Annotated in this window: 29 protein-coding genes and 1 pseudogene; 17 read left to right on the forward strand and 13 right to left on the reverse strand. The window is 68.9% G+C overall.

The window, feature by feature from the left end; translation table 11 throughout:
* Positions 1-102 precede the first annotated feature (102 nt).
* Positions 103-240, forward strand: a complete 138-nt coding sequence (locus V8688_RS00465; RefSeq protein WP_342799877.1) for a hypothetical protein — start codon at positions 103-105, stop codon at positions 238-240.
* Between the two features lie 6 nt (positions 241-246).
* On the opposite strand, the gene V8688_RS00470 is transcribed toward V8688_RS00465, so the two are convergent.
* From V8688_RS00470 to V8688_RS00495, 6 genes are read right to left on the reverse strand one after another with little or no spacing between them, the layout of a single operon-like run.
* Positions 247-735: a hypothetical protein gene (locus V8688_RS00470; protein ID WP_218720176.1), complete on the reverse strand. Its 489-nt coding sequence runs from the start codon at positions 733-735 to the stop codon at positions 247-249.
* Positions 732-1145 carry an NUDIX domain-containing protein gene (locus V8688_RS00475; RefSeq protein ID WP_342799878.1) on the reverse strand — a complete coding sequence of 138 codons (414 nt, stop codon included), beginning with the start codon at positions 1143-1145 and terminating at the stop codon, positions 732-734. The genes V8688_RS00470 and V8688_RS00475 overlap by 4 nt, the downstream gene beginning before the upstream one ends.
* A 24-nt stretch (positions 1146-1169) precedes the next feature.
* Positions 1170-1649, reverse strand: a complete 480-nt coding sequence (locus V8688_RS00480) for a carboxymuconolactone decarboxylase family protein (protein WP_218720174.1) — start codon at positions 1647-1649, stop codon at positions 1170-1172.
* Complete coding sequence (locus V8688_RS00485; protein WP_218720173.1) at positions 1646-2725, reverse strand: dihydrodipicolinate reductase; 1080 nt, start codon at positions 2723-2725, stop codon at positions 1646-1648. Before V8688_RS00485 ends, V8688_RS00480 begins: the two co-directional genes overlap by 4 nt.
* A 59-nt stretch (positions 2726-2784) precedes the next feature.
* Positions 2785-3864, reverse strand: a complete 1080-nt coding sequence (locus tag V8688_RS00490; RefSeq protein ID WP_342799879.1) for a winged helix DNA-binding domain-containing protein — start codon at positions 3862-3864, stop codon at positions 2785-2787.
* On the reverse strand, positions 3864-4241 hold the full coding sequence (locus tag V8688_RS00495) for a BlaI/MecI/CopY family transcriptional regulator (RefSeq protein WP_308248596.1): 378 nt from the start codon (positions 4239-4241) through the stop codon (positions 3864-3866). Before V8688_RS00495 ends, V8688_RS00490 begins: the two co-directional genes overlap by 1 nt.
* Positions 4242-4359: 118 nt before the next feature.
* On the opposite strand from V8688_RS00495, the gene dinB reads away from it, so the two are divergent.
* A complete protein-coding gene (dinB, locus tag V8688_RS00500; RefSeq protein ID WP_218720171.1) occupies positions 4360-5595 on the forward strand; it encodes a DNA polymerase IV in 1236 nt (411 codons plus the stop codon).
* Positions 5596-5601: 6 nt separating this feature from the next.
* Here the strand turns inward: dinB and V8688_RS00505 are convergent, their stop codons facing one another.
* Entirely contained in the window at positions 5602-6090 is a 489-nt protein-coding gene (locus V8688_RS00505) for a TetR-like C-terminal domain-containing protein (protein ID WP_255588261.1), read from the reverse strand.
* Positions 6091-6165: 75 nt separating this feature from the next.
* Between V8688_RS00505 and V8688_RS00510 the strand changes: the two genes are divergently transcribed.
* Positions 6166-7056 (forward strand): hypothetical protein, encoded by an 891-nt coding sequence (locus V8688_RS00510; protein ID WP_342799880.1) that lies wholly within the window; start codon positions 6166-6168, stop codon positions 7054-7056.
* Positions 7057-7068: 12 nt separating this feature from the next.
* Here V8688_RS00510 and V8688_RS00515 read toward each other — a convergent pair whose 3' ends face one another.
* The 5 genes from V8688_RS00515 to V8688_RS00535 are packed head-to-tail and all read right to left on the reverse strand — an operon-like array spanning position 7069 to position 11912.
* Complete coding sequence (locus V8688_RS00515; protein ID WP_218720169.1) at positions 7069-7947, reverse strand: phosphoribulokinase; 879 nt, start codon at positions 7945-7947, stop codon at positions 7069-7071.
* A 9-nt stretch (positions 7948-7956) separates the two neighbouring features.
* Positions 7957-9045, reverse strand: coding sequence for a class 1 fructose-bisphosphatase (locus V8688_RS00520; RefSeq protein WP_218720168.1), 1089 nt, complete (start codon positions 9043-9045; stop codon positions 7957-7959).
* Positions 9030-10049 (reverse strand): AAA family ATPase, encoded by a 1020-nt coding sequence (locus V8688_RS00525; RefSeq protein ID WP_218720167.1) that lies wholly within the window; start codon positions 10047-10049, stop codon positions 9030-9032. The genes V8688_RS00520 and V8688_RS00525 overlap by 16 nt, the downstream gene beginning before the upstream one ends.
* A complete protein-coding gene (locus V8688_RS00530; protein ID WP_218720166.1) occupies positions 10039-10461 on the reverse strand; it encodes a ribulose bisphosphate carboxylase small subunit in 423 nt (140 codons plus the stop codon). Before V8688_RS00530 ends, V8688_RS00525 begins: the two co-directional genes overlap by 11 nt.
* 8 nt (positions 10462-10469) lie before the next feature.
* Positions 10470-11912 (reverse strand): form I ribulose bisphosphate carboxylase large subunit, encoded by a 1443-nt coding sequence (locus tag V8688_RS00535; protein WP_218720165.1) that lies wholly within the window; start codon positions 11910-11912, stop codon positions 10470-10472.
* A gap of 124 nt (positions 11913-12036) precedes the next feature.
* Between V8688_RS00535 and V8688_RS00540 the strand changes: the two genes are divergently transcribed.
* Positions 12037-12918, forward strand: a complete 882-nt coding sequence (locus V8688_RS00540) for a LysR family transcriptional regulator (RefSeq protein WP_255588260.1) — start codon at positions 12037-12039, stop codon at positions 12916-12918.
* Positions 12919-12935: 17 nt separating this feature from the next.
* On the opposite strand, the gene V8688_RS00545 is transcribed toward V8688_RS00540, so the two are convergent.
* The gene (locus tag V8688_RS00545) at positions 12936-13181 is read right to left on the reverse strand and encodes a hypothetical protein (RefSeq protein ID WP_342799881.1); all 246 of its coding nucleotides are present in this window, start codon (positions 13179-13181) and stop codon (positions 12936-12938) included.
* A 127-nt stretch (positions 13182-13308) separates the two neighbouring features.
* On the opposite strand from V8688_RS00545, the gene V8688_RS00550 reads away from it, so the two are divergent.
* The 13 genes and pseudogenes from V8688_RS00550 (at position 13309) to nuoK (ending at position 25635) form a co-directional block, all read left to right on the forward strand.
* Positions 13309-14394 carry a hypothetical protein gene (locus tag V8688_RS00550; RefSeq protein WP_342799882.1) on the forward strand — a complete coding sequence of 362 codons (1086 nt, stop codon included), beginning with the start codon at positions 13309-13311 and terminating at the stop codon, positions 14392-14394.
* Between the two features lie 89 nt (positions 14395-14483).
* Positions 14484-14885: a hypothetical protein gene (locus V8688_RS00555; protein ID WP_218720160.1), complete on the forward strand. Its 402-nt coding sequence runs from the start codon at positions 14484-14486 to the stop codon at positions 14883-14885.
* A gap of 370 nt (positions 14886-15255) precedes the next feature.
* The gene (locus V8688_RS00560; RefSeq protein ID WP_189028737.1) at positions 15256-15636 is read left to right on the forward strand and encodes an NADH-quinone oxidoreductase subunit A; all 381 of its coding nucleotides are present in this window, start codon (positions 15256-15258) and stop codon (positions 15634-15636) included.
* A 10-nt stretch (positions 15637-15646) separates the two neighbouring features.
* On the forward strand, positions 15647-16201 hold the full coding sequence (locus V8688_RS00565) for an NADH-quinone oxidoreductase subunit B (RefSeq protein WP_218720158.1): 555 nt from the start codon (positions 15647-15649) through the stop codon (positions 16199-16201).
* Positions 16198-16953: an NADH-quinone oxidoreductase subunit C gene (locus tag V8688_RS00570; RefSeq protein ID WP_255588259.1), complete on the forward strand. Its 756-nt coding sequence runs from the start codon at positions 16198-16200 to the stop codon at positions 16951-16953. Before V8688_RS00565 ends, V8688_RS00570 begins: the two co-directional genes overlap by 4 nt.
* The gene (gene nuoD / locus V8688_RS00575) at positions 16953-18266 is read left to right on the forward strand and encodes an NADH dehydrogenase (quinone) subunit D (protein WP_342799883.1); all 1314 of its coding nucleotides are present in this window, start codon (positions 16953-16955) and stop codon (positions 18264-18266) included. The genes V8688_RS00570 and nuoD overlap by 1 nt, the downstream gene beginning before the upstream one ends.
* Positions 18263-18964, forward strand: a complete 702-nt coding sequence (gene nuoE / locus V8688_RS00580) for an NADH-quinone oxidoreductase subunit NuoE (protein WP_342799884.1) — start codon at positions 18263-18265, stop codon at positions 18962-18964. Before nuoD ends, nuoE begins: the two co-directional genes overlap by 4 nt.
* Before the next feature lies 1 nt (position 18965).
* Positions 18966-20291 carry an NADH-quinone oxidoreductase subunit NuoF gene (nuoF, locus tag V8688_RS00585; RefSeq protein WP_218720155.1) on the forward strand — a complete coding sequence of 442 codons (1326 nt, stop codon included), beginning with the start codon at positions 18966-18968 and terminating at the stop codon, positions 20289-20291.
* A complete protein-coding gene (locus V8688_RS00590; protein ID WP_342799885.1) occupies positions 20288-22747 on the forward strand; it encodes an NADH-quinone oxidoreductase subunit G in 2460 nt (819 codons plus the stop codon). Before nuoF ends, V8688_RS00590 begins: the two co-directional genes overlap by 4 nt.
* Positions 22740-23969, forward strand: a pseudogene (gene nuoH / locus V8688_RS00595) (NADH-quinone oxidoreductase subunit NuoH); the annotation flags it as partial. The gene V8688_RS00590 and the pseudogene nuoH, both read left to right, overlap by 8 nt.
* Positions 23964-24524, forward strand: a complete 561-nt coding sequence (gene nuoI / locus V8688_RS00600) for an NADH-quinone oxidoreductase subunit NuoI (protein WP_255588307.1) — start codon at positions 23964-23966, stop codon at positions 24522-24524. The pseudogene nuoH and the gene nuoI, both read left to right, overlap by 6 nt.
* Complete coding sequence (locus V8688_RS00605; RefSeq protein WP_218720152.1) at positions 24521-25339, forward strand: NADH-quinone oxidoreductase subunit J; 819 nt, start codon at positions 24521-24523, stop codon at positions 25337-25339. The genes nuoI and V8688_RS00605 overlap by 4 nt, the downstream gene beginning before the upstream one ends.
* On the forward strand, positions 25336-25635 hold the full coding sequence (nuoK, locus tag V8688_RS00610) for an NADH-quinone oxidoreductase subunit NuoK (protein ID WP_218720151.1): 300 nt from the start codon (positions 25336-25338) through the stop codon (positions 25633-25635). The genes V8688_RS00605 and nuoK overlap by 4 nt, the downstream gene beginning before the upstream one ends.
* The last annotated feature ends 1 nt before the right edge of the window (position 25636 follow it).

The raw sequence follows: 25636 nt of genomic DNA on the forward strand, positions 1-25636 counted from the left end.
CGATACCTGATCCTGCTGCCCGCACCGAGACGCGGCAACCTCGCGATCGGCGGCGCCAGGCGCCCGGCGACCGCCGACGAACTGGACGAGGTGCGCCGCCGGGTGCGGCCGATGCGCGGCGGCAAGCTGCTGTGGTCGGACTTCACGCACGTCAGGGACATCACGGTCACCGGGTTTCGGCTGGTGCGCTATCCGGTGATGATGCCCGAGGACGCACCACGAGACCGCGAATTCGCCTGAGCGCGATCAGATCTGGTGGGTCCAGGCGACGAAGAACACCGCGCCCGCGGCGGTGAGGGCGAGGCTGATCGGGATGGTCCACCAGGTTCCGTCGCGGCCGAGGACGGTGCGGGTCAGCCGTAATTCGAGGCGGCCGAGCAGAGCCACGACACCGAGGAAGGCCGGAGCCAGCAGCAGGCCGAGTGCGGCGTGCACGGCCCAGGCTCCGGCGAGTGTGGGCCCGCCCCACGAGGTTTCGTAGGCGTTCGCGGCGACCAGCGGGTAGGCGAGGCCGCGGACCAGGACCAGACCGGCGAGCAGGGTGAGAAACCAGGCGACCACGCCGGCCCCTGCGGACAGGACGGAGTGGACCACACAGCGCAGCGCCGAGACCCGCCGGGCGGAAACGGGTTCGTGCAGGAGCAGGCGCGGCACCCGGAGCCGGGTCCGCACCGGTGACACGGCCAGGGGCAGCGCGAGCAGCGCGTAGATGATCGTCCGCCCGAGCGCGCTCACCGTAGCGAACCCGCTGCCGCCAAGTCGTCGAAGAGCAATTGGTCGACCGGCGGCACCAGGTCACGATCGCGATAGCCGAACCACGCCAGTGCCTCGATCTCGCTGCTGGCGGTGAGAACACCGCGATAGTCGGCGGTGTAACAAGCCATCCGCACGACGGTGGGATGACCATCGGAGATCGCGGCCTCGTAGGTGCCGACATGGGCCGCGCTCTCCGGCGCCAGATCCACGCTCAGCTCCTCGGCGACCTCACGCACCAGCGTCTCCACATCGGTTTCGGCGCCCTCGCGTTTCCCACCGGGGATGAAGAAGACGTCCTTGCCCCGGGGGCGCGCGCACAGGATGCGCCCGTCGTCGATCAGTACCCAGGCCACGGTGTCGATCAGCTGCTGTACCGGAGAGTCCACCACGGCCCGCAGCCTACTGCGCCTCGGTCAGTGGCCGGGCAGCACGCAGACGGTGTCCAGGCCGAGAACCCGGTTGAGTCGGCCGAAGGCCAGCCACGACCCGATGCTCATGCTGAGCTCGACCACCTCGGTCTGGGTGTAGTGCTCGAACATCCTGGCCCAGAACTCGTCGTCGAGGCTGTGGTGGTCGGTGGCGTAGCGCTCGGCGTATTCGGCGGCGAGCCGAGCGCGCTCGTCGAACAGTTCGGTGGTGCGCCAGTTCGTGACGGCGTCGGCGAACTCGGCCTCGACCTTCTGCCCGTCGCGTTCGGTGCGCCAGTCCTGACAGAACAGGCACCCGTTGATCTGCGCGATCCGCAGCCTGGCCGCCTCGAACTCGCGCAGCCCCAGGGTCGAGTGCTCGTAGACCGACAGCGAGAACGCAGCGGCGGCGACACCGATCCCGGGAACCATCTCGCCCCAGACGTAGCCGATCGGGTCCTTGCCTTCGGGAATGTCGATGATCATGGTGTTTTCCTTCCGAGTTTGCCGACCGCTGCCCGCAGCGGCACATCGAGTGCGTCGTAGAGGCCGGGTTCGGCCTCGACCAGCCAGTCGATGGCGTTCACCAAGCGGCCCACCGCCGTGGCGTTGCCGCCCGCCGATCGGTTGCCACCCTCGTCGGCGGCTTCGACGCTGACCTCGATGCGGGGTGTGCCCTCGATGATCACGCGGTGCGCGCCGACGCCGTCGGGCGGTGTGGGCCAGTCCGGTGCGCAGCTGGGATGGATCCGGGTGACGTGCTCGATGACGATGCGTGGCTCCCCGTCGACGATGCCCTGCACTTCGAAGCGCACCGCGCCCTGGGTGCCCGCATCGAAGTCGCCCATCTGCACGGTCTGCACCGTCGCATCGAGTGCACGCCGGTCCAGCGTCTCGCGGATCTCGTCGAGTTCCACCCCCAGCGCCCTGGCCATGAGCCGGACCTGCCCGCCCCAGACCATGGTGGGCACCGAGGGCAGCAGCATCGGCGGCTGGTAGTCCATCGGCTGTCCCATGCCGACCAGATAACGCACCGAGTCGGGCTGGTCGTAGGTGGAGTAGTCGAAGATCTCCTGGCAGCGCACCACCTCGACGGTGCTCGAGAGCCCGCTGATCAACAGCGGCAGCACATCGTTGCCCCAGCCGGGATCGACGCCGGAGACGAACAGCGAACCGCCACCCTCGGCGATCGCGGCCAGCACCGGGTCACGCAGCTCGGCGGGTGCGTTGCGCGGGTCGTAGAGGGCATAGAGGGCCGGCGTGACGACGACGGCACCGGCGCGGATCGCGCGCACGATGTCGGCGAGGGCCTCGTCGGGACGGATATCGCCGGAGGCGGCGTAGACGACCGCGCGCGGCCCGGTGGCCAGCAGCGCGTCGATGTCGTCGGTGGCCGCCACCCCCAGCCCGTAGTCGAGTCCGGCGAGCGTACCGGCGTCACGCCCGACCTTGTCGGGGTTGTGCACCAGCACCCCCGTGAGTTCCAGCGCCGGGTGGGCAGCCACGGCACGCAGGGCCGCTCGGCCTACGTTGCCGGTGCCCCAGACGATCGTGGGGATCATCGCGCGAGCGTAGCAAGCGCTTGGTTCGGTGTCCGGATTATCCGAAATCCGGCCTCTGATCAGCCCTCTCGCACCGCCGCCACCGCCGACGACAGCGCCCGCGCGGGCAGCTGTCCACCGTCGAACATCGACACCACGACCTCGCCGTCGACGCGATCCCAGGTCCCCGCGACCCGCCCGTCGACCACGACCAGCGGCGAGATCCAACCGGCCGTGCGACTGACCTTCGCCCGATGCTCGGCCGGCAGCAGCGCGGTATCGGCGGTGCCGGGACCCAGGACGTACTGATCGAAAGGCCCGAGCAGGTGAACGGCGCCGTCGAGGCGCGTATCGGCCAGTTCGTCGGCGAGTTCGGTCGGGATCCAGCCGCGGCGGCCCTCGACGTCGACCTCGGTCAGCGCGTCGCCCAGCGCGGCGAACCAACCGCGGACCACGGTCTTGCGCAGGCTGTTGCGGCTGAGCCAGGCATCGAAGACCTCCGGCGTCGCCGGACCGTACGCGCCGAGGTAGGCACTGATCAGGGTCGGCGCGGCGAGTTCGGGGTCGGGAACGCCGGTCCAACCGGGGACCAGATGCCCGGGACTGGTGAAGGTGATCTTCGTCCCGCGTGCGGGACCATGGCACAGCGCACCCTGCCAGGCCAGCGGCTTGAGCACCGCGCCCCAGCCGGAGCGCAGCTGCTCGCCGAGGTGGGCGAAGCCGGGCTCGGCGAGCACGGCGTCGACGAGTTCCTCCCGGGTGAGGACCCGGTCGGCCAGGACCGCGGAGACCACCTCCACCAGCGCCGCCACCTGCTCGGGGGTGGCGCCGAAGGTCTTCTGCCACGAGGGCTTCTCCCACGTGCGCGCCGCGCCGATCAGCGACAGCGCTGCCGCGGCCTGGTCGGGGACCATCGCGTGCAGGGTGCCGCGCATCGCCCAGGTCTTGACGAGCGTGCCCGCGCCGAGCGCGTCGGCCACCGCGGTCGGCGCCGCGTCACCGCTGCGGATCGCGACGGCCGTCTCCGCCGCCGAGGCGACCTGCGCCTGCACCCCGGCCAGCCGGGCAGCGATCGTCTCGACCCCGCTTGTGCTGGGCTCGGCGACGAACTGCCTGCGCAACCGCCAGGCGAAAACCTGGTCCCACCCGACTTCGAGCATTAGTTCTCCTCCGCGCGCCGGGTGGCGACCCGGCGTAACGCGGCCCGCAATCCGGCGAATTCGTCGTCACTGATCCGGTCGACGAAATGACTCAGCACGAGATCGGACCGGCCGCCGATCCCGAGCGCCTCGTGCATGAGCTGGGCGCTGTGTTCCTCGCGGGTCATCGTCGGCCAATACCGGTAGGCGCGACCGTCGCGTTCCCTGGCCAGCCATCCCTTGCGATGCAGGTTGTCCATGGTCGACATGACCGTGGTGTAGGCGATATCGCGTTCGGCGGCGAGTTCGTCGAACAGTTCGCGCACGGTGGTCGAGTCCACATCGCGATCCCAGAGGCGGTCCATCAGCACCGCCTCGAGATCACCGAAACCACGCACCGCCTACCGTCTCCCTCATCATCGCCGACTCGCCGAAACCGGCTTCACATTACCGGGTGAGGCTCGGTGAGACCGCTATCGCGCGGCAACCCCACCTGTCGGACCCCGATGCGAACATATGTTCGTGTCCGACTCCGCTACGCCCCGCCGCCAGCGCATCCAGACCCGCGCCGAGGCGTCGATCCTGCACGCCGATCTGGATTCGTTCTACGCCTCGGTCGAGCAACGCGATCAGCCGTGGTTGCGGGGCAAGCCCGTCATCGTGGGCGGCGGGGTGGTGCTCGCCGCGAGCTACGAGGCCAAGGCGTTCGGCATCCGGACACCGATGAACGCCGGACAGGCACTGCGCCTGTGTCCGCACGCGGTGGTGGTGCCGCCGCGGATGTCGGCCTATGCCGCGGCGAGTAAGGCGGTGTTCGCGGTCTTCCACGACACCACCCCGATCGTGGAGGGCATCTCGATCGACGAAGCCTTCCTCGACGTGGGCGGGTTGCGGCGGATCAGCGGCGAGCCGATCGAGATCGCCCGTGCTCTGCGCGCCCGGATCAGCAGCGAGGTCGGGCTGCCGATCTCCGTCGGCATCGCCCGCAACAAGTTCCTCGCCAAAGTCGCCTCCGCGGTGGCCAAACCCGACGGGCTGCGGCTGGTGGAGCCGGGCCGCGAGCTCGACTTCCTGCACCCGCTGCCGGTGGAACGACTCTGGGGCGTCGGCGCGGTGACCGCCGCGACCCTGCACGAGAACAACATCACCCGGGTCGGGCAGCTCGCCGAACTCGGTGAACCGCATCTGCGCGCCATCCTCGGGCCGGGCGCGGCACGGCATCTGTTCGCGCTGTCGTGGGGCCGCGATCCGCGACGGGTGGAGACCGGCAAGCGCAGGCGCTCGATCGGTGCGCAGCGCGCGCTGGGCCGCCGCCACCGCACCCCGGAGGAGATCGCGGCCTACCTCGACGGTCTCACCGACCGGCTGGGCCGACGGCTGCGCGCCGCGGATCGCGTGTGCCGCACCGTCATCCTGCGACTGCGCTTCGACGACTTCACCCGCGCGACCCGCTCACACACCCTGGTCGAGGCCACCGACGCCACCGTGTCGCTGCGCCACGCCGCCCGCCTGCTGCTCGACACCGCGCAGCCGCTGATCGCCGAACGCGGAATCACACTCATCGGATTGTCGCTGACCAATCTCGACGACGCCGACACCATGCAGTTGACCCTCCCGCTGGAACCCCGCGCCGAGAACACGCTCGACGCGACCCTCGACGATCTGCGCCGCCGGTTCGGCTCGGCCGCCGTCACCCGCGCCACACTGCTCACCACCGGGGAAGGCCTGTCGGTTCCGATGCTCCCCGACTGACCGCGCTCACCCGCGACCGCGCCGGCGGACCAGCGGCAGATACACCTCGTCGATGATCTCGACGAGGACGTCGTCGGGCGCGGTCGGCACGCCTCGCAGCACGAACTCGTTGCGCAGCAGCACGATCGCCACGGTGGCGACTCGCGGATGCAGACATTCCGGGGCCGCCTCACCGCGCGCCACCGCGAAGCCCAGCACGGTCAGCCAGGTGGCCGCCGTCGCGTCGACCGACTGTTCGGGCAGCTGGGCGAGCAGTTCGGCGGCGCCGCCCGCCGCCGCGAGTAGTTCGCGCATGATCGCACCGAGTGCCGAACTCCAGTGCCGATTGGCTCGGCGCAGCAGTTCCAGCGCGTCGGCGCGCAGGTCGCCGGTGTCGGGGATGTCGACGGTGGTCGTCAGGAGCCGGTAGGCCGCAATGCCGAGGGCGAGCCGATTCGGCCAGCGGCGGTAGAGGGCGTTCTTGTTGGTCCCCGCGCGCTGGGCGACCTTGTCCATGGTCAGCCGGGCGTAGCCGCCCTCGCTCAGCTCCGCCGCCGCGGCACGCAGGATCGCGTCCTCGCGGTCCGGCTCGTGGGCGGCGACGCCGACCGCCTCGAGATCGCTGCGGGCTTGGCCGCCGACCTCGGTCTGGAGGTGTGGTTCTCGCCCTATCCGCTGGAACAGACCGCCGAGGAGATGGTGGCGCTCCTGCTCGACTGCGCCGACCGCGCGGAGCGACTCCGGCGTCGCGGAGCCGAGGTCGTCTTCGTCACCGGCGCCGAGATCAGCATCATGAACATCGGCTTCCTCGCCGGCGCCACCGTGCGCGAGCGAGTCGCCGGCCTCACCGCGTCCGACGCGCTCCCGAAGGTGGTACTGCAGGTCGGCGCCCGGCTCAACGACTTCTTCCACACCGCGGTGCCGCTGATCCGCCAGCGGTTCGGCGGCACGCTGACCTATGCCGCGATCCCGCTCGAGCGCGTCGATTGGGACCTGTTCGATATGGTCTCCCTGGACCTCTATCGCTCCGCCGAGGTGGCCGATCGCTTCGCCGACGGCATCCGCGACATCGTCGCCCAGGGAAAGCCGGTGGCCGTCACCGAATTCGGCGCCGCTACCTTCCGCGGCGCCGGCGATGTCGGCGCCAACGGCCTCGACATCGTCGAGTACAACCCCGGCCCGATCCGCCTCACCGCCGACGTCGACCGCGACGAAGCAGGCCAGGCCGCCTATCTCGCCGAGCTGCTGGAGTTGTTCGACGACAGCGGCATCGACACGACGTTCGTGTTCCTCTTCGCTCTCTACGACATGCCGCACCGCGCGGACGGCGACCCCCGCGACGACCTCGACCTCGCCAGCTATGGCATCGTCGCCGTCCTCGACCACCCGGGCCGGACCTACCCGAACCTGCACTGGGAGCCCAAAGCCGCCTTCACCGCTGTCGCCGAGTACCACCGCCACAGCCCGGTAGCCATCCGGTGACGGCGGCCGCCCTCACACGAGCCGTTTGGGCCGTTTGTCCATCAGCCGCAGGATCAGCGGGGTGAAGATCAGCTGCATGGCCAGTTCCATCTTGCCGCCGGGCACCACGATGCAATTCGGCCGCGACATGAACGAATCGTGCAGCATCGACAGCAGATACGGGAAGTCGATCACCTTCGGATCGGCGAACCGGATCACCACGAAACTCTCGTCAGCAGTCGGAATACTGCGCGCGATGAACGGATTCGACGTGTCGACGGTCGGCACCCGCTGGAAGTTCACATAGGTCCGCGAGAACTGCGGACAGATGTATTTCACGTAATCGGGCATCCGCCGCAAGATCGTGTCGATCACCGCCTCACTGGAATACCCGCGATGGGTCTTGTCCCGGTACACCTTCTGAATCCACTCGAGATTGATGATCGGCACCACCCCCACCAGCAGATCGGTGTATTGGGCGACGTCGACGGCGTCGGTGACCGCCGCTCCGTGCAATCCCTCGTAGAACAGCAGGTCACTGCCGGGCGCCAGATCCTCCCACGGGGTGAAGGTACCCGCGGGCTGCCCGTACGGTTTCGCCTCCTCGTCGTCGTGCAGATATTTGCGGACCTGCCCGACGCCGGATTCGCCGTATTCCCGGAACAGCGCTTCCAATTCGGGCAGCAGATTGGCGTCCTCGCCGAAATGGGAGAACGTCGTATTGCGTTGCTGCTCGGCCTCGGCCATCGCGATCTTCATTTCCGCGCGGTCGAACCGGTGGAACGAATCACCTTCCACCACCACCGCGCTGATCCCCTCGCGGCGGAAGATCTCCTCGAACGTACGGGTGACACTCGTCGTTCCCGCGCCGGAGGACCCGGTGATCGCGACAACGGGATGCTTGACCGACATGGGCGACTCCTAAGTGCGCTGGTCGTGCTTGGCCGGACGGAACAGTGACCGCGTGCCGAACAGCGAACTGTCGAAGCTCGGGCCCGCGTCCGGCTCAGAGTGATAGCGCTCGATGCGCAGAACCTCGGTGCGGGAGCCGAAGATGAACGGCACCCGCTGATGCACCTCCGCCGGCGGCACGAGCATCACCCGGTCGTGCCCGGTGGTCGCCGCCCCGCCCGCCTGCTCGACGATGAAGGCGATCGGATTCGCCCCGTACAGCAGTGACACCCGCCCCGGCCGCGCCGGATTGCGGGTGTCGCGCGGATAGAGGTACACCCCGCCCCTGGTCAGGATGTGGAAGGTGTCGGCCACCAGCGACGCGACCCAGCGCATATTGAAATCACGCCCCCGCGGCCCGTCCAGCCCCTGCAGGCACTCCTGCACGTAGCGGCGCACCGGCCGCTCCCAGAACCGCTCGTTGGCGGCGTTGATCGCGAAACCTGAAGTGTCCTCGGGAATCCGCATGCGCGGATGGGTCAGCACGAACGCGCCGATCTCGCGGTCCAGGGTGAACCCGTCCACGCCGCTGCCGGTGGTGAGCACCAGCATCGTCGCGGGCCCGTACAGGGTGAACCCCGCACAGACCTGCCGCACCCCCGGCTGCAGGAAATCGGCGTCGACCGGTTCGGCCGTCCCGTCGAGCACCGCCTGCGGCGCGCGCAGAATGCTGAAGATCGAACCGACCGGCAGATTCACGTCGATATTGCTCGACCCGTCCAGCGCGTCGTAGGCCAGCAGATACTTCCCGCGCCGCTGTGTCGCCGGCACCGGCAGCGCGGTGGCGCGCTGCTCGGACAGCAACCCCGACAGATGCCCCGTCCACTGGGTCTGCGCCACCATGATCTCATCGGTCAGCACGTCGAGGCGGGCACTGACCGACAACGGTTCCGCGTCGCTGGTCGAGCTGATGATCGCGCCGCGCGTCACCTGATTGGCGATGATCTTCGTCGCCGTGGCCACCACGTTGACCAGCGCCGAGAACTCCCCCGACGAACCGGGATGACGGTGTTCCTCCTCGATCGTGTAGCGGGTGAGGGTCTTCAATCCGTTGGGCATGGCGTCGTGGCCACCTCCTGCACCGTCTCGTCGAACACGCTGCTGCCATAGACGTCCCGGTCGCACAGTGTGATCAGGTCGGTCCTCGACAGCGGTCGCGCCGCCTCGACCAGCCGCTTGGCCTGCCGCAGCCGGCACCGGTCGATCGCGTTGCGCACGCTGCGCGCGTTGGAGAATCGCGGTTTGGTCATCCGCACGGTCAGGTACTCCGCGAACGCGACGTGGGCCGCCGCGTCGAACCGGAAGTTCTCCCCCGCCACCATCAGTTCGGCGATGCCCATCAGTTCACCGTGGGTGTAGTCGGCGAACTCCAGGTGGTGGGCCACCCGCGAAGACAGGCCCGGGTTGGCGGAGAAGAACCGGTCCATCCGGTCCGGGTAGCCGGCGAAGATGACGACCAGGTTCGCCCGCTCGCTCTCCATTTCCTGCAGCAGGATCTCGATGACCTCCTGCCCGTAGTCGCGCTCGTTCTCCGGCCGGAACAGGTAGTAGGCCTCGTCGATGAACAGCACCCCACCCGCGGCCTTGGCGATCGCCTCCTTGGTCTTGGGCGCGGTGTGGCCGATGAACTGGCCGACCAGGTCGTCGCGGGTCACCGTGTGCACCTTGGGTTTGCGGATGTAGCCCAGCGCGTGCAGCATCTGGGCCATCCGCAACGCCACCGTCGTCTTGCCGGTGCCGGGCCCGCCGGTGAAGCTCATGTGCATGGTCGGGCGCGAGGATTCGAGCCCGAAGCGCCGCCGCGCCCGGTCGATCATCAGCAGTGCGGCGATCTCGCGCACCCGCTCCTTCACATTCGCCAGGCCGATCAGCTCGGCGTCGAGCGCGGCCAGTGTTTCGGCCACGTCGTGCCCGGCCAGGTCGAGGGAAAGATCCAACAGCGCGTCCTCGCTCAGCAGTTCCTCGGTCGCGGTGGCGCCCTCGGCGGGCGGGCGCGACGGCCGGGCGTCACCGACGCCCGGCCGCGGCAACCGGAATCCCGAAGCGGACCCGTCAGCCGCCATACCGCTGTCCCTGCGGACGACCGGTGGCGTAGGACCGCACGCTGTAGATCTGGCGCCGATCCGGCCCCTCGGTGCGCGCCAGCTCGAAACCGGGCTCCTCCGCGGGGCGCTGCACCAGAAAGCTCAGCGCCGTCGTCTGTTTCGTGTAGGTCGCGTCGTAGGCGGTGACCCGCACGTAGTGCCGGGGGAACGTGGCCCGGCAGGCGTTGATCTCGGCCATGACCCCATCGGGTTCGTCGAGGTCGAACAGTGGCAGCCCCCACATCTCCCAATAGGTGTTGCGTGGGTGCGGGTCGTCGGTGTACTCGATCGAGACCGGCCAGTTGTTGAGCAGCGCGTAGCGCACCTGGGCCGCGATCTCGGCGTCGGTGAGCTCGGGCAGATACGAGAACGTCCCGTGTCGCAGATACATGGTGCTCCCTACAGGCTCGGTGTCGGCACCGCGTCGGGTGCGTCGGTGGACGTGTAATCGAAGGTGACATCACCCCAGGTCGACAGCGCGACCTCCAGCGGACGACAGGTCGAGGCCGCCGTGCGCAGCACGTCGGGGCCTTCCTTGAGCAGATCGCGACCCTCGTTGCGGGCCTTGACGACCGCTTCCAACGCGACCCGGTTGGCCTCGGCGCCCGCCGCGATGCCGAGCGGATGGCCGATGGTGCCGCCACCGAACTGCAGGATGACGTCGTCACCGAACAGATCGAGCAGCTGATGCATCTGGCCGGCGTGGATACCACCCGAGGCCACCGGCATCACACCGGGCAGGCTCGCCCAGTCCTGATCGAAGAAGATGCCGTTGCCGAGGTCGGTCGGAATGTGGTTCTCCCGCAACGTGTCGTAGAAACCGCGGGTGGTCGCCGGATCGCCTTCCAATTTGCCCACCACGGTGCCGGCGTGCACATGGTCCACACCGATCAGCCGGCACCACTTCGCCAGCACGCGGAAGCTCACGCCGTGCGTCTTCTGCCGGGTGAACGTCGAGTGTCCCGCCCGGTGCAGGTGCAGCAGCACCCCGTTGCGCCGCGCCCACTTCGACATCGACTGCATGGCGGTGTAGCCGACGGTGAGGTCCATCATGATGACCACCGACCCGAGTTCCTTGGCGAACTCGGCCCGCTCGTACATGTCCTCCATGGAGGCAGCGGTGACATTGAGGTAGTGGCCCTTGATCTCGCCGGTCTCGGCCATCGCCCGGTTCACGCCCTCCATCGCGAACAGGTACCGGTCGCGCCAGCGCATGAACGGCTGGGAGTTGATGTTCTCGTCGTCCTTGGTGAAGTCGAGACCCCCCTTGCAGGCCTCGTAGATCACCCGGCCGTAATTCCGGGCGGACAAACCGAGTTTCGGTTTCACCGTCGCGCCCAGCAGCGGCCTGCCGTATTTGTTGAGATATTCGCGCTCCATCACCGTGCCGTGCGGCGGGCCCTGGAAGGTCTTGACATAGGCCACCGGAATACGCATGTCCTCGAGCCGCAGCGCGAGCAGCGGTTTGAATCCGAACACATTACCGATGATCGAGGAGGTGAGGTTGGTGATCGACCCTTCCTCGAAAAGATCCAGATCGTAGGCGATGTAGGCGAAGTACTCGCCGGGCCTGCCCGGCACCTCGTCGATCCGGTAACACTTCGCCTGATACTTCGAGTGGGCGGTGAGCCGGTCGGTCCACACGACAGTCCAAGTCGCAGTGGAGGATTCACCGGCGACAGCGGCCGCCGCCTCGATCGGATCGACGCCCCGCTGCGGAGTCACCCGGAACACCGCGAGCACATCGGTATCGGCGGGCACGTAGTCCGGCGCGTAATATCCCATCGACGCGTAGGACTGTACGCCCGGATCCCAACGATCCCGTTCGGTTTCTTCCGCCATCGTTCCTCCTGTGGAATCCGGTGTACGCCTTGCGAATTCCAGGATGAGGCCCGGCCGGGCGGCAAACAATGTGAATGTTTCAGGGAACGCTCAACCGAAACGTTGAGTTTGCTACCGTCGGGTAATGGGCAGGGTGAGCGCGGGGCGGATGGAAACCTTCCTCGCGGTCGCCCGGCTGGGCAGCATCCGCCGCGCGGCCGCCCAGCTGCACGTCACCGAAGCGGCCGTCTCCGCCGCGGTCGCCCATGTCGAGAAGCAGCTCGGCGCCAAACTCATCACCCGCGCGGGGCGCGGGATCGCGCTCACCGAGGCGGGGCGGGTCTACGCCGAGTACTGCCGCGGGATCCTGGGCTTGATGAAGGAAGCCCACGCCGCGGTCCGCCAGGCCGAGGCGGGCCGGCTCCGGATCGGCGTCGTCGCCACGGCGGGCGAATCGGTGGTGCTGCGTCCGCTGGCGTCGTTTCGGCACCGCTACCCCGATGTGGAACTGAGTCTGTCGATCCAGCCCCGTGACGTGCTGTTTCTCGAATTGCAGCACCACGAGACCGATCTCGTCATCGCCGGTCGGCCCCCGCACGAGGCCAACCTGGTCATCCAGGCGCGGCGGCCGAGCACCCTCGTCGTCGTCGGCGCGAACGACGCTCACGACCCGCGCCACGACACCTGGCTACTGCGCGGCAACGGTTCCGGCACCCGCGAAGCGACTCTCGCGCTGATCGACCGTCTCCAGATCGACCCGCCCACCCTGACGCTGGGGTCGCACGGCGCGGTCATCGCCGCCGCCCGCGAAGGCCTCGGCATCACCCTCATCCATTCCGATGCCGTCGGCGAGCATCTGGAATCCGGTGCGCTGCACACGATCGACGTGCCGGGCACCCCGCTGGATCGGGCCTGGCACGCGGTCACGACACCGACGCCCACCCCCGCGACTCGCTTGTTCCTGGCGCACCTGATCGACCCGCTCGAGACCGGAACCGACGCTTTTCACGCCGCGATCGGGCCGTAGCGGGCCATTCTCGGTCGCTAGCGCGTGACCCCGAAGCGCGCTTCGAAGGCCGCGCGCTCGGCCCGCTCGGCCGGCAGCACCGGCAGGTCGACGGTATCGGCCCGGCGCGCCAGTTCGCCGGCATTGGGCGCGGGCGAGGTCAGGAAGGTGACCGGAAAGGGCTCGGCCAGCTCGCCCCGATCGTCGCGGATCACCGGCACCTCCGACGACTCCACGTCGGCCGAACAGGTGCGCCCCCGGGTCCAGGTCCTGTTCGCGGGCATCCGCGCCGAGTTCAGGCTACCGCCCCGGCGCTGAGGACGACATCGTGGACGGTCCCGGTCACCGCGGGTACGGTCGTCGACAGGGGCGGGTCCATCGGGTACGCACCCACGAACGAAGGGGTGGGACATGGCAACGGAAGTGACGCTGTCGGGAGACGCGCTCGAACTGCCGGGCGGGGTGCGGGTGACGTTCGTGCGCACCTTGCGGCTGCCGGAGACCGGCACCTATCCGTTGCCACCGGGCCTCGGCAGCTTTCCACTGCGCCGAGTCGCCGACTACCCCGATACCGTGCCCGAGGAGTGGCGCCGACGCGGCGGGGTGATGCTGCCGGTGTACCAGCGTGAGGCGATGTGGTTGCGGTTCTCCGCGACCGTGCCCGCGGCGCTGAAGGTCGGCGTCGGCAAGGTCTGCGCGGTCTCCGGGAAGCCGTGGAGCGACGCCCTCAGCCAGGACCCGCAGAACTATCTCGCGCTGCCCGAACAGCCGTGGATGGACGGCATCAACTCCGGCGACGGCACCGTCCGGCAGTTCGTCGCCGTACCGCTCGGGCTCGGCGCGACCGTCGAAGGTCAGGTGACCGGCGTCGAGCAGTGGGGTGGCGTCCAGCTCGCCGTCCACGGGCTCACCGACACCGCGCACGCCGCCTGGCTCGCCGCCGCGGAGGCGCGACAGCGTGCGCTGCGCGCGATGCCCACCCCGCCCTGGCAGTCCGGGGGGCCGGTCTACGGCGCGCCGATGCCGGTCAGTGCGCCGCCGCCCGGCGCGATGTACTCCGGACCGGCACCGGGCTCGGCCCCGCCCGCGGCCCCCACCAGCGCCGCCCGGATGCGTGGCGCGGCGCGGAAGATGGGACTCGGCGCGGGCGGCACCATGCGGCAGGAGATCTTCGCCGACCGCAGGCCGATCGAGGACTATCGCACCGAGGCCGACGGTCGCGTCTTCGTCCACCTCGCCTCCGCCGCCGAATGGCAGCAGATCACCGGCGAACCAGCGCCGCCGACGCCGATCACCGCCCAGGCCTACGCCCAGCACAATCTGCCGTGGTTCGACTACTACGCCGCCGACGCCGACGACCTGGCGCCGTCCTCCGAGCTCGCCGAGGTGAAGCCCACCGGCGACTGGCTGGCCGACGAGCAGCCCAATCCGCCTATCGGACAACCACTTCCGGTGATCCCGCTGGGCGGCAAGAAGGTCCAGGACGGGGACTGGTAGCCGCGCCGGACTCGCTTGCCCCCGCAGGCCAACCGGCCGATCCGGCGAACCTGCCACGCCGCGCGCCCGCGCGGACGTACGATCCGAGCGTGGCCGAATCGAATGGTTCCACCCCGCTGCGTGTGCTGGTCTACAGCAACGACGCCGACACCAGGCAACAGGTGATCCTGGCGCTGGGCCGTAGGCCGCGCCCCGATCTGCCCGAGCTCGATTTCTTCGAGGTCGCCACGGCGCCCGTGGTCATCGAGCAGATGGATGCCGGCGGGATCGATCTGGCGATCCTGGACGGGGAGTCCGCGCCAGCGGGCGGGCTCGGCATCGCCAAGCAGCTCAAGGACGAGATCGACGAGTGCCCGCCGGTGGTCGTGCTGACCGGCAGGCCCGACGACGCCTGGCTGGCGAACTGGTCGCGCGCCGAGGCCGCGGTCTCGCACCCGATCGATCCCATGCAGCTCACGCACGCGGTGACCAGCATCCTACTCGCCCGCTGATCGGCGACGGCCGGACATCGTCCCGCCCCTTCGGATAGTCCCGTGCCCCACAGTTCTGCCTATCACCACTGGTAACACCAGTGGTTCCGTGGCGTGCGCCGATCCAGGATTACCCCCGGATCGCTCATGAATCCGTGTATCGAAATCGATCAAACCCCGTCCCGGAAACGCGCGGCGCACCCTCGGAACGGCGGTACTCTGTGCTCTAGCTCACACGAGCGCGGGCTCCTGTATAACGCTCCGCCATCGCTGCACAGCCTTGCGCGAGCCCCGTATCGGCGGACAACGTTGTCGGCCCCGTCTCGCCAAAGCTGCCGTCCGCGGCCGGGCCACACGGCTCGACCTGCTCCAGCGAGGAGGGGAAGCAGTCGTGAATATCGAGGTGCCCGCGCTCGTTCTCGGCGCCATCGCCGCCGCGTTCGCGGTGTTCTCCGTCATCATGGCGGCGCTGATCGGCCCGAAGCGATACAACAGGGCCAAGCTGGAACCCTACGAATGCGGCATCGAGCCGACCCCGCACGCCATCGCGGGCGGCCCCGGAAACGCCACGGGACAGCGCTTTCCGGTGAAGTACTACCTCACCGCGATGTTGTTCATCATCTTCGACATCGAGATCGTGTTCCTCTACCCGTGGGCCGTGCACTTCGATGCGCTGGGTCTGTTCGGGCTCGCCGCGATGGCGCTGTTCATCGTCAATGTGTCGGTCGCCTACGCCTACGAGTGGCGGCGCGGCGGCCTCAGCTGGGAATGAGTGGGAAATAATGGGTCTCGAAGAGAAACTGCCCAGCGGGTTCCTGCTGAGCACCGTCGAAGATTTCGCCGGCTACCTGCGTAAGGGCTCGGTCTGGCCCGCGACGTTCGGCCTGGCCTGCTGCGCGATCGAGATGATGGCCACCGGCGCGGGGCGATTCGACATCGCCCGCTTCGGTATGGAGGCGTTCCGCGCCTCTCCGCGCCAGGCCGATCTGATGATCGTGGCGGGCCGGGTGAGCCAGAAGATGGCCCCGGTCCTGCGCCAGGTCTACGACCAGATGACCGAGCCGAAATGGGTGCTCGCCATGGGCGTGTGCGCCTCCTCGGGCGGCATGTTCAACAACTACGCGATCGTGCAGGGCGTCGACCACATCGTGCCGGTCGACATCTACCTGCCGGGCTGTCCGCCGCGCCCGGAGATGCTGCTCAACGCGATCCTCGCGCTGCACGCGAAGATCGCCGAGACACCGATGGGTGTCAACCGCGAGGAAGCGATCCGCGCTGCCGAACAGGCCGCGCTGGCCAGCACGCCGACCATCCGAATGGAGGGCCTGCTGCGATGACCTTCGACGCTCCCGACAACGCCGACAGCACAGCGGGACAGGATATTCCGGACGAGACCCCGGCCGCCCCGCGCCCGCCCGCGGCACCCGAGGACGAGGTGATCGGCACCCGTCGCGGCATGTTCGGTGTCACGGGCACCGGCGACACCTCCGGCTACGGCGGCCTGGTCACCCCCGTCGCCCTGCCCGCGGGCACTCCACCGCCCTACGGTGGCTGGTTCGACGCGTTCGTCGGCACCCTGCGCGCCGCGCTGACCCACCGGGTGATCGCGTTCGATACCGCGATCGAGAAGATCGTCGTCTTCCGCGACGAGATCACTCTGCACGTGCGGCGCGAACACCTGGTCGCCGTCGCGAGCGCGCTGCGCGACGACACCTCGCTGCGCTTCGAACTGTGCCTGGGCGTCAACGGCGTGCACTACCCCGACGACGAGGGTCGGGAACTACACGCGGTCTATCACCTGATGTCGATCACACACAACCGGCGGATCAGGCTGGAAGTCTCTGTCCCCGACGCCGATCCGCACGTCCCCTCGCTGTTCGCGGTCTACCCGACCACCGACTGGCACGAACGCGAGACCTACGACTTCTTCGGCATCCTCTTCGACGGGCACCCTTCCCTCACCCGCATCACCATGCCCGACGACTGGCGCGGCCATCCGCAGCGCAAGGACTACCCGCTCGGCGGGATCCCGGTGGAGTACAAGGGCGCGCGGATACCGCCGCCCGACGAGCGGAGGACCTACAGCTGATGACCGACACCGATTTCCGCCGCGACGAGCCACAGGTCGTCACCGTCGCAGGCCAGGACTGGGACCAGGTCAGCGAAGTGATCGAGGGCGGCGGCGAGGAACGCATCGTCGTCAACATGGGGCCGCAGCACCCGTCCACACACGGGGTGCTGCGCCTGATCCTCGAGATCGAAGGCGAGACCGTCACCGAAGCCCGCTGCGGCATCGGCTACCTGCACACCGGCATCGAGAAGAACCTGGAGTTCCGCACCTGGACCCAGGGCGTCACCTTCGTCACCCGGATGGACTACCTGTCTCCGTTCTTCAACGAGACCGCCTACTGCCTCGGCGTGGAGAAGCTGCTCGACATCACCGAGCAGATCCCCGAACGCGCCACCGTCGTGCGTGTCCTGCTGATGGAGCTCAACCGGATCTCCTCGCATTTGGTCGCTCTGGCGACCGGCGGCATGGAACTGGGCGCGCTCACCCCGATGCTGTTCGGCTTCCGCGAACGCGAACTGATCCTGGACGTGTTCGAGACCATCACCGGCCTGCGGATGAACCACGCGTTCATCCGGCCCGGCGGCCTGGCCCAGGACCTGCCCGACGACGGCGTCACCAAGGTGCGCGAACTCCTGGAGATCATGCCGGGACGTTTGCGCGACATGGAGCATCTGCTCAGCGCCAACCCGATCTGGAAGAAGCGCACCCAGGACATCGGCTACCTGGACCTGACCGGCTGCATGGCCCTAGGCATCACCGGCCCGGTCCTGCGCGCCACCGGTCTGCCCCACGACCTGCGCAAATCGGCACCGTACTGTGGCTACGAGAACTACGAATTCGACATCCCGACGACCACCGGCTGCGACTGCTACGGCCGCTACCTGATCCGCGTCGCCGAGATGCGCGAGTCGCTCAAGATCGTCGAACAGTGTCTGGACCGGCTGCGGCCCGGCCAGGTCATGGTCGACGACAAGAAGATCGCCTGGCCCGCCGATCTGCAACTGGGTCCCGACGGACTGGGCAACTCGCCCCAGCACATCGGCAAGATCATGGGCACCTCGATGGAGTCGCTGATCCACCACTTCAAGCTCGTCACCGAGGGCATGCGGGTGCCCGCGGGCCAGGTGTACGCGGCGGTGGAGTCGCCGCGCGGCGAGCTCGGAGTGCACATGGTCAGCGACGGCAGCACCCGTCCGTACCGGGTGCACTACCGCGATCCCTCGTTCACCAATCTGCAAGCGGTGGCCGCGATGTGCGAGGGCGGCATGGTCGCCGACGTCATCGCCTCGGTCGCCAGCATCGACCCTGTCATGGGCGGAGTGGACCGATGAAGATCGAACTGAACCTCACCACCAGGCCGGAACCGTATCCGCCGCATGTGCGGCAGCGACTCGAAGTAGACGCCAAGGAGATCATCGCCCGGTACCCGCATCCCCGCTCGGCGCTGCTGCCGCTGCTGCACCTGGTGCAGGCCGAGGAGGGTTACGTGACCGGCACCGGGATCGACTTCTGCGCCGACCATCTCGGTCTCACCGGCGCCGAAGTGACGGCGGTGGCCACCTTCTACTCCATGTACCGGCGTACCCCGACCGGGGACTACCACGTCGGCGTGTGCACCAACACGCTGTGCGCGGTCCTCGGTGGGGATGCCATCTACGAAGCGCTGCAACAGCATCTGGGTGTCGGCCACGGCGAGACCACCGCCGACGGCGCCATCACCCTCGAGCACGTCGAGTGCAACGCCGCCTGCGACTACGCCCCGGTGATGATGGTGAACTGGGAGTTCTTCGACAACCAGACCCCCGAATCGGCGCGCGCGATCACCGACGCGCTGCGCGCGGGGCACCAGGTGCGTCCCACCCGGGGCGCGCCGCTGTGCACCTTCCGGGAGACCGCCCGCATCCTGGCCGGATTCCCCGACGAACGTCCCGGCGCGCTCGACGGCGCTCCGGGCGCCGCCACGCTGGCCGGCTTGCGGGCCGCGGAAACCGGTGCCGCAGAGGTTGATTCCGTCGGACAAGGGGAATGAGATGACGACTCTCACCCCGGTTCTCAGCGAACACTGGGACCGTCCGCGGTCCTGGACCCTCGACAGCTATCAGGCCACCGGCGGTTACGAGGGACTGCGTGCCGCCCTGCGGATGGCACCCGACGACGTGATCCTGACGGTCAAGGACGCCGGCCTGCGCGGACGCGGCGGCGCGGGCTTCCCGACCGGCATGAAATGGTCGTTCATCCCGCAGGGCCCCGGTCCCGACGGCACGACCAAGCCGCACTATCTCGTCGTCAACGCCGACGAGTCCGAACCCGGCACCTGCAAAGACATCCCGCTGATGCTGGCCACCCCGCACACTCTGATCGAAGGGGTCGTGATCGCCGCCTACGCGATCCGCGCGGCCACCGCCTTCATCTACGTGCGCGGCGAAGTGGTGCCGGTCCTGCGCAGACTCCAGGCCGCCGTCGCGGAGGCCTACGCCGCGGGCTATCTCGGCCGCGACATCCTGGGCTCCGGCTTCGACCTGGAACTGATCGTGCACGCCGGTGCGGGCGCCTACATCTGCGGCGAGGAAACCGCGCTACTCGATTCGCTCGAAGGCCGGCGGGGTCAGCCGCGACTGCGGCCGCCGTTCCCGGCCGTGGCCGGGCTCTACGCGTGCCCGACAGTCGTCAACAACGTCGAATCCATCGCCAGCGTGCCGTCGATCCTGCGCAAGGGCACCGAATGGTTCCGGTCGATGGGCAGCGAGAAGTCGCCCGGGTTCACCCTGTACTCGCTGTCGGGACATGTCGCCAGGCCCGGCCAGTACGAGGCGCCACTGGGCATCACGCTGCGGGAGCTGCTCGGCTACGCCGGCGGCGTGCGCGCAGGCCACACGCTGAAATTCTGGACTCCGGGCGGGTCCTCGACGCCACTGTTCACCGCCGAGCACCTCGACGTCCCCCTGGACTACGAGGGTGTCGCCGCCGCCGGGTCCATGTTGGGCACCAAGGCCTTGCAGATCTTCGACGACACGACCTGCGTCGTACGGGCGGTCCTGCGCTGGACCGAGTTCTACGCCCACGAGTCCTGCGGCAAGTGCACACCGTGCCGCGAGGGCACCTACTGGCTCGTGCAGTTGTTGCGCAGACTCGAAGCGGGCCAGGGCACCGAAGCCGACCTGGACAAACTCGCCGACATCGCCGACAACATCAACGGCAAATCGTTCTGCGCGCTCGGTGACGGCGCGGCCAGCCCGATCTTCTCCTCGCTGAAGTACTTCCGCGACGAGTACCTCGAGCATCAGCGCCGCGGCGGCTGCCCGTTCGATCCGGCCCGCGCCACGGTGTGGGCCTCGGCAGGGAATGAGGACCGATGACAGCCATCGCACCAGGCAACAGCAGTGGCCTGGTCCCCGCGGATCTGGTGAGCGTCACCATCGACGACACCACCGTCCAGGTACCCGCGGGCACACTGCTGATCCGCGCCGCCGAACTCATCGGCGTGCAGATCCCCCGCTTCTGCGATCACCCGCTCCTCGACCCGGTCGGCGCGTGCCGGCAGTGCCTGGTCGAGGTGGAGGGGCAGCGCAAGCCCGTGGCTTCCTGCACGATTCCGGTCACCGACGGCATGATCGTGCGCACCCAGCTCAGCTCGCCGGTCGCCGAGAAGGCACAGCGCGGGGTGATGGAGCTGCTGCTGATCAACCATCCCCTGGACTGCCCGGTCTGCGACAAGGGCGGCGAGTGCCCGCTACAGAACCAGGCGATGTCCACCGGCAGCGCCGAATCCCGCTTCGACGGCGACAAGCGCACCTATCCCAAGCCGATCCCGCTGTCCGCGGCGGTGCTGCTGGACCGCGAACGCTGCGTCCTGTGCGCGCGGTGCACGCGATTCTCCCAGCAGGTCGCCGGTGACCCGTTCATCGAGCTGATGGATCGCGGTGCCCTGCAACAGGTCGGCATCGCCCAGGCCGAACCGCTGGACTCCTATTTCTCCGGCAACACTGTGCAGATCTGCCCGGTGGGCGCGCTCACCGGCACCTCCTACCGCTTCCGGGCCCGCCCGTTCGACTTGGTGTCCACCCCGAGCGTGTGCGAGCACTGTGCCTCCGGGTGTGCCCAGCGCACCGACCACCGGCGCGGAAAGGTGCTGCGCCGCTTGGCCGGTGACGATCCGCAGGTCAACGAGGAATGGAACTGCGACAAGGGCCGCTGGGCCTTCACCTACGCGACCGAACGCGACCGCCTCACCACGCCGCTGGTCCGTGGCTGGGACGGTGTGCTGGCCCCGGCCTCCTGGTCCGAGGCGCTGGCCGCCGCGGCCACGGGGCTGCGAGCGGCGATCGGCAACGCGGGCGTGCTCGTCGGCGGCCGGGTCACCGAGGAGGACGCCTACGCCTACAGCAAGTTCGCGCGGATGGTGCTCGCCACCAACGACATCGACTTCCGTAGCCGCGTGCATTCCGAGGAGGAGGAGCGCTTCCTCGCCGCCCGCGTCGCCGGGCACGGCGTGACCGTCGACTACGCGGCGCTGGCCGCCGCACCGGTCGTGCTGCTGGTGGGATTCGAACCCGAAGAGGAATCCCCGATCGTCTACCTGCGGCTGCGCAAGGCCGCCAGGACCCGTGGGCTGCGCGTGGTGTCGCTGGCGCCGTTCGCCTCGCGCGGGCTCGAACGGATGTCGGGCGCACTGATCCAGACCCCGCCGTGCGGTGAAGCCGATGTCCTCGACGCGATCGCCGCCGAGACGTCGGCGGACGCGGCCGAGCTGATGGCGCTGCTGCGCAGCCCGGGCGCGGTCGTGCTGGCGGGTGAACGGCTGGCGGGCAGCCCCGGCGCGCTCTCGGCCGTGGTCCGCCTCGTCGATGCCACCGGCGCCGGACTCGCCTGGGTGCCGCGCCGGGCCGGGGAACGCGGTGCGCTCGAAGCGGGCGCCCTGCCCAGCTTGCTGCCGGGCGGCAGACCGGTGGTCGATCCCGCCGCGCGGCAACAGGTTCGGCACCGCTGGCAGGCCGAGGAATTGCCCGTCACGCTCGGCCGCGACACCGCTGGCATCCTGGCGAGCGCGTCGCAGCTCGGTGCGCTGGTCGTCGGTGGTGTGGACCCCGACGACCTGCCCGACCCGGCGGCCGCGCTGGCCGCCATCGATGCCGCGCGGTTCGTCGTCAGCCTGGAGTTGCGGCACAGCGCCGTCACCGAGCGCGCCGACGTGGTCTTCCCGATCGCGCCCGTCATGGAAAAGTCCGGCACCTTCCGCACTTGGGAGGGCAGGCCGCGCCCGTTCGCCGCCGCGCCGCTGGACACCACCCGTCGCGTCGCCGCACCGCTGTCGGACCTGCGGGTGCTGCACTCGCTCGCCGCCGAGATGGGCACGCCGATCAACCTGCCCGACATCGCTTCCGCGCGTCGCGAACTCGACGTCCTGGGCACCTGGAACGGAACACCGATCTCCGCGCCGGAGCTGACCAGCCAGACCCGCCCGGCGCCCGGCGTCGGCACCGCGGTCCTGGCCGGCTGGCGGATGCTGCTCGACGCGGGCCGGATGCAGGACGGGGAAGCGAACCTCGCCGGCGTCGCCCGCCCGCCGGTCGCGCGGCTCTCGGCGGCGACGGCCGCCGAGATCGAAGCGGCCGAGGCCGATCACGTCATCGTCTACACCGATCGCGGTGAGATCACCGTGCCGCTGATGATCACCGACCTGCCCGACCGGGTGGTGTGGCTGCCGCTGCACTCCCCCGGCTCGACGGTCGCCGCCACGCTCGGCGTGACACCCGGCGCCGTGGTGCGCCTGCGCCGCGCCGACGACAGGATGAAGGAACACCGTCATGAGTGATCCCGTGCTGCACCTGGCAGCAGACGCCGCACCTGTCTTCGGCACCGACCCGCTCTGGCTGGTGCTCGTCAAGGCACTGGGTGTGTTCGTCTACCTGATGCTGGTGCCGCTCATCGCGGTCTACGCCGAACGCAAAGTCGTCGCGTGGATGCAGATGCGCGTCGGCCCCAACCGGATCGGTCCCGGCGGCATGTTCCAGTCCATCGCCGACGGCGTGAAGATGGCGCTCAAGGAAGACATCATCCCGGCCATCGTGGACAAGCCGATCTTCGTGCTCGCCCCGATCATCTCGGTCATCCCGGCGTTCATGGCGTTCGCCGTGATCCCGTTCGGCCCCGAGGTGTCGATCTTCGGCCAGCGCACCGCCCTGCAGCTGACCGATATGCCCGTCGGTGTTCTCTACATCCTGGCCATCACCTCCATCGGCGTCTACGGCATCGTGCTCGCCGGCTGGTCGTCGGGCTCGACGTATCCGCTGCTCGGCGGCCTGCGCTCGACCGCGCAGGTGATCTCCTACGAGATCGCGATGGCGCTGACCTTCGCGACGGTGTTCCTGCTCTCGGGCACCATGGCCACCTCCGGGATCGTCACCGCGCAGGAGGGCACCTGGTACGTCTTCCTGCTGCTGCCCTCGTTCCTCATCTACTGCGTGTCCATGGTCGGCGAGACCAACCGCGCGCCGTTCGACCTGCCCGAAGCCGAAGGCGAGCTCGTCGGTGGCTTCCACACCGAGTACTCCTCGCTCAAGTTCGCCATGTTCATGCTCGCCGAGTACGTCAACATGGCCACGGTGTCGGCGCTGGCGACCACGCTGTTCCTCGGTGGCTGGCGGGCTCCGTTCCCGATCAGCCTCTGGGAGGGCGCGAACTCCGGCTGGTGGCCGCTGCTGTGGTTCACCCTCAAGGTGTGGACGTTCCTGTTCGTCTTCGTCTGGCTGCGAGGCACCCTGCCGCGTCTGCGCTACGACCAGTTCATGAACCTCGGCTGGAAGCTGCTCATCCCGACCTCGCTGGTGTGGGTGATGATCGTGGCGACCGCCCGGGTCCTCGACCTCGAGGGCGTCACCGGTCAGACCCCGATCCTGGTGACCGTCGGCCTCGTCATCACCGCCGCGATGATCGCGATGTTCCTGCGGGCCGGCCGCGCCGAAGGCCTGCCGCCGCTGCCCGAGGAGCCCACGAAATCGCCGGTGTTCCTCGGCTTCCCGGTTCCGCCGATGCCACCGCGCCCCGCCGGTGATCAGCCCGAGATCGGCCTGTTCGAGCCGCTCGCCGGGTTCGCGGTCACCGCGGCGACGATGTTCAAGAAGCCCAATACCGAGTCCTATCCCGAGCAGAAGGTGCCGACCGCGCCGCGCTACCACGGCCGCCACCAGCTCAACCGGTACGACGACGGCCTGGAGAAGTGCATCGGCTGCGAACTGTGCGCCTGGGCCTGCCCCGCCGACGCCATCTACGTCGAAGGCGCCGACAACACCGAGGACGAACGCTTCTCCCCCGGGGAACGCTACGGCCGCGTCTACCAGATCAACTACCTGCGCTGCATCGGCTGCGGACTGTGCATCGAGGCGTGTCCGACCCGCGCCTTGACGATGACCAACGAGTACGAACTCACCGACGACAATCGCGCCGACCTCATCTACGAGAAGGACCGCCTGCTGGCGCCGCTGCAGGACGGCATGGTCGCCCCGCCGCACGCCATGGCGCCCGGCACCGACGAGGCCGACTACTACCTGGGCCGGGTCCGTCCCACCACGTCGGAAGAGGTACTGCGATGACCACCGCACTCCTGGCCGCCGAAGTCGCGTCCACCTCCACCGGGGAGGCGGTGCTGTTCTGGGTGCTCGCCCCGATCGCGGTGCTCGGCGCGCTCGGCATGGTGACCGCAGCCAAGGCCGTGCACTCGGCACTGTGCCTGGCCGCCACCATGATCGCGCTGGCGGTGTTCTACATCGCCCAGGGCGCGCTGTTCCTCGGCGTCGTGCAGATCGTGGTCTACACCGGCGCGGTGATGATGCTGTTCCTGTTCGTGCTCATGCTCGTCGGCGTCGACTCGGCCGAGTCCCTGCGGGAGACCTTGCGCGGCCAGCGGATCGCGGCCGCCGTCGTCGGCGTCGGGTTCGGGTTCCTGCTGATCGGCGGGATCGGCGCGGCGCTGCGCGGCAGCGGAATCACCTTCCCCGGCCGCGGTTTCGGTGGTCGCGACGTGATCGCCGAACTGGCCGAGCTGATCTTCCTGCGCTACGTGTGGGCGTTCGAGCTGACCGGCGCGCTGCTGATCACGGCGACCATCGGCGCGATGGTGCTCGCGCATCGCGAACACTTCACGCCACGGCGGGGGCAGCGTGAGATGTCGCGCGACCGCTTCCGCACCGCGGGCGAACGCGCCACTCCGCTCCCGACTCCAGGCGTCTACGCCAGGCACAACGCCGTGGACAGCCCGGCCCAACTCCCCGACGGCAGCTTCGCCGAACTCTCGGTGAGCACGATCCTGCGTCACCGCCGCACCCGCGCGCACACCGAGGCCGCCGCGCTCTCGGTCGGCGCCGGCAGCGACGTCACCCCGACGGCCGACGAGGAAGGCAACCGGTGAACCCCCAGAACTACCTGTTCCTGTCCGCCCTGCTGTTCACTATCGGCGCCGCGGGAGTGCTGTTGCGCCGCAACGCCATCGTGGTGTTCATGTGCATCGAACTGATGCTCAACGCGGTGAACCTGGCCTTCGTCACCTTCGCCCGCCTGCACGGCAATCTCGACGGCCAGGTGATCGCGTTCTTCACCATGGTCGTGGCCGCCGCCGAGGTCGTCGTCGGTCTGGCCATCATCATGACGATCTTCCGTGCCCGCCGGTCGACCTCGGTCGACGCCGCCAACCTGCTGAAGTTCTGAC

The sequence above is a fragment of the Nocardia sp. No.11 genome (genome assembly GCF_038752175.1).
Lineage (GTDB): Bacteria > Actinomycetota > Actinomycetes > Mycobacteriales > Mycobacteriaceae > Nocardia > Nocardia canadensis.

Bases quoted from the DNA above. Each gene is read 5' to 3' on its own strand.
- nuoD (WP_342799883.1), top strand. From the start codon at position 16,953: ATGACCGACACCGATTTCCGCCGCGACGAGCCACAGGTCGTCACCGTC.
- V8688_RS00505 (WP_255588261.1), bottom strand. From the start codon at position 6,090: ATGGACAAGGTCGCCCAGCGCGCGGGGACCAACAAGAACGCCCTCTAC.
- V8688_RS00520 (WP_218720168.1), bottom strand. From the start codon at position 9,045: ATGCCCAACGGATTGAAGACCCTCACCCGCTACACGATCGAGGAGGAA.
- nuoE (WP_342799884.1), top strand. From the start codon at position 18,263: ATGAAGATCGAACTGAACCTCACCACCAGGCCGGAACCGTATCCGCCG.
- V8688_RS00545 (WP_342799881.1), bottom strand. From the start codon at position 13,181: ATGCCCGCGAACAGGACCTGGACCCGGGGGCGCACCTGTTCGGCCGAC.
- V8688_RS00570 (WP_255588259.1), top strand. From the start codon at position 16,198: ATGACCTTCGACGCTCCCGACAACGCCGACAGCACAGCGGGACAGGAT.
- V8688_RS00605 (WP_218720152.1), top strand. From the start codon at position 24,521: ATGACCACCGCACTCCTGGCCGCCGAAGTCGCGTCCACCTCCACCGGG.
- V8688_RS00590 (WP_342799885.1), top strand. From the start codon at position 20,288: ATGACAGCCATCGCACCAGGCAACAGCAGTGGCCTGGTCCCCGCGGAT.
- V8688_RS00485 (WP_218720173.1), bottom strand. From the start codon at position 2,725: ATGATCCCCACGATCGTCTGGGGCACCGGCAACGTAGGCCGAGCGGCC.
- V8688_RS00565 (WP_218720158.1), top strand. From the start codon at position 15,647: ATGGGTCTCGAAGAGAAACTGCCCAGCGGGTTCCTGCTGAGCACCGTC.
- V8688_RS00480 (WP_218720174.1), bottom strand. From the start codon at position 1,649: ATGATCATCGACATTCCCGAAGGCAAGGACCCGATCGGCTACGTCTGG.
- V8688_RS00530 (WP_218720166.1), bottom strand. From the start codon at position 10,461: ATGTATCTGCGACACGGGACGTTCTCGTATCTGCCCGAGCTCACCGAC.
- V8688_RS00535 (WP_218720165.1), bottom strand. From the start codon at position 11,912: ATGGCGGAAGAAACCGAACGGGATCGTTGGGATCCGGGCGTACAGTCC.
- V8688_RS00515 (WP_218720169.1), bottom strand. From the start codon at position 7,947: ATGTCGGTCAAGCATCCCGTTGTCGCGATCACCGGGTCCTCCGGCGCG.
- dinB (WP_218720171.1), top strand. From the start codon at position 4,360: ATGTTCGTGTCCGACTCCGCTACGCCCCGCCGCCAGCGCATCCAGACC.
- nuoI (WP_255588307.1), top strand. From the start codon at position 23,964: ATGCCACCGCGCCCCGCCGGTGATCAGCCCGAGATCGGCCTGTTCGAG.
- nuoF (WP_218720155.1), top strand. From the start codon at position 18,966: ATGACGACTCTCACCCCGGTTCTCAGCGAACACTGGGACCGTCCGCGG.
- V8688_RS00525 (WP_218720167.1), bottom strand. From the start codon at position 10,049: ATGGCGGCTGACGGGTCCGCTTCGGGATTCCGGTTGCCGCGGCCGGGC.
- V8688_RS00540 (WP_255588260.1), top strand. From the start codon at position 12,037: ATGGGCAGGGTGAGCGCGGGGCGGATGGAAACCTTCCTCGCGGTCGCC.
- V8688_RS00550 (WP_342799882.1), top strand. From the start codon at position 13,309: ATGGCAACGGAAGTGACGCTGTCGGGAGACGCGCTCGAACTGCCGGGC.
- V8688_RS00490 (WP_342799879.1), bottom strand. From the start codon at position 3,864: ATGCTCGAAGTCGGGTGGGACCAGGTTTTCGCCTGGCGGTTGCGCAGG.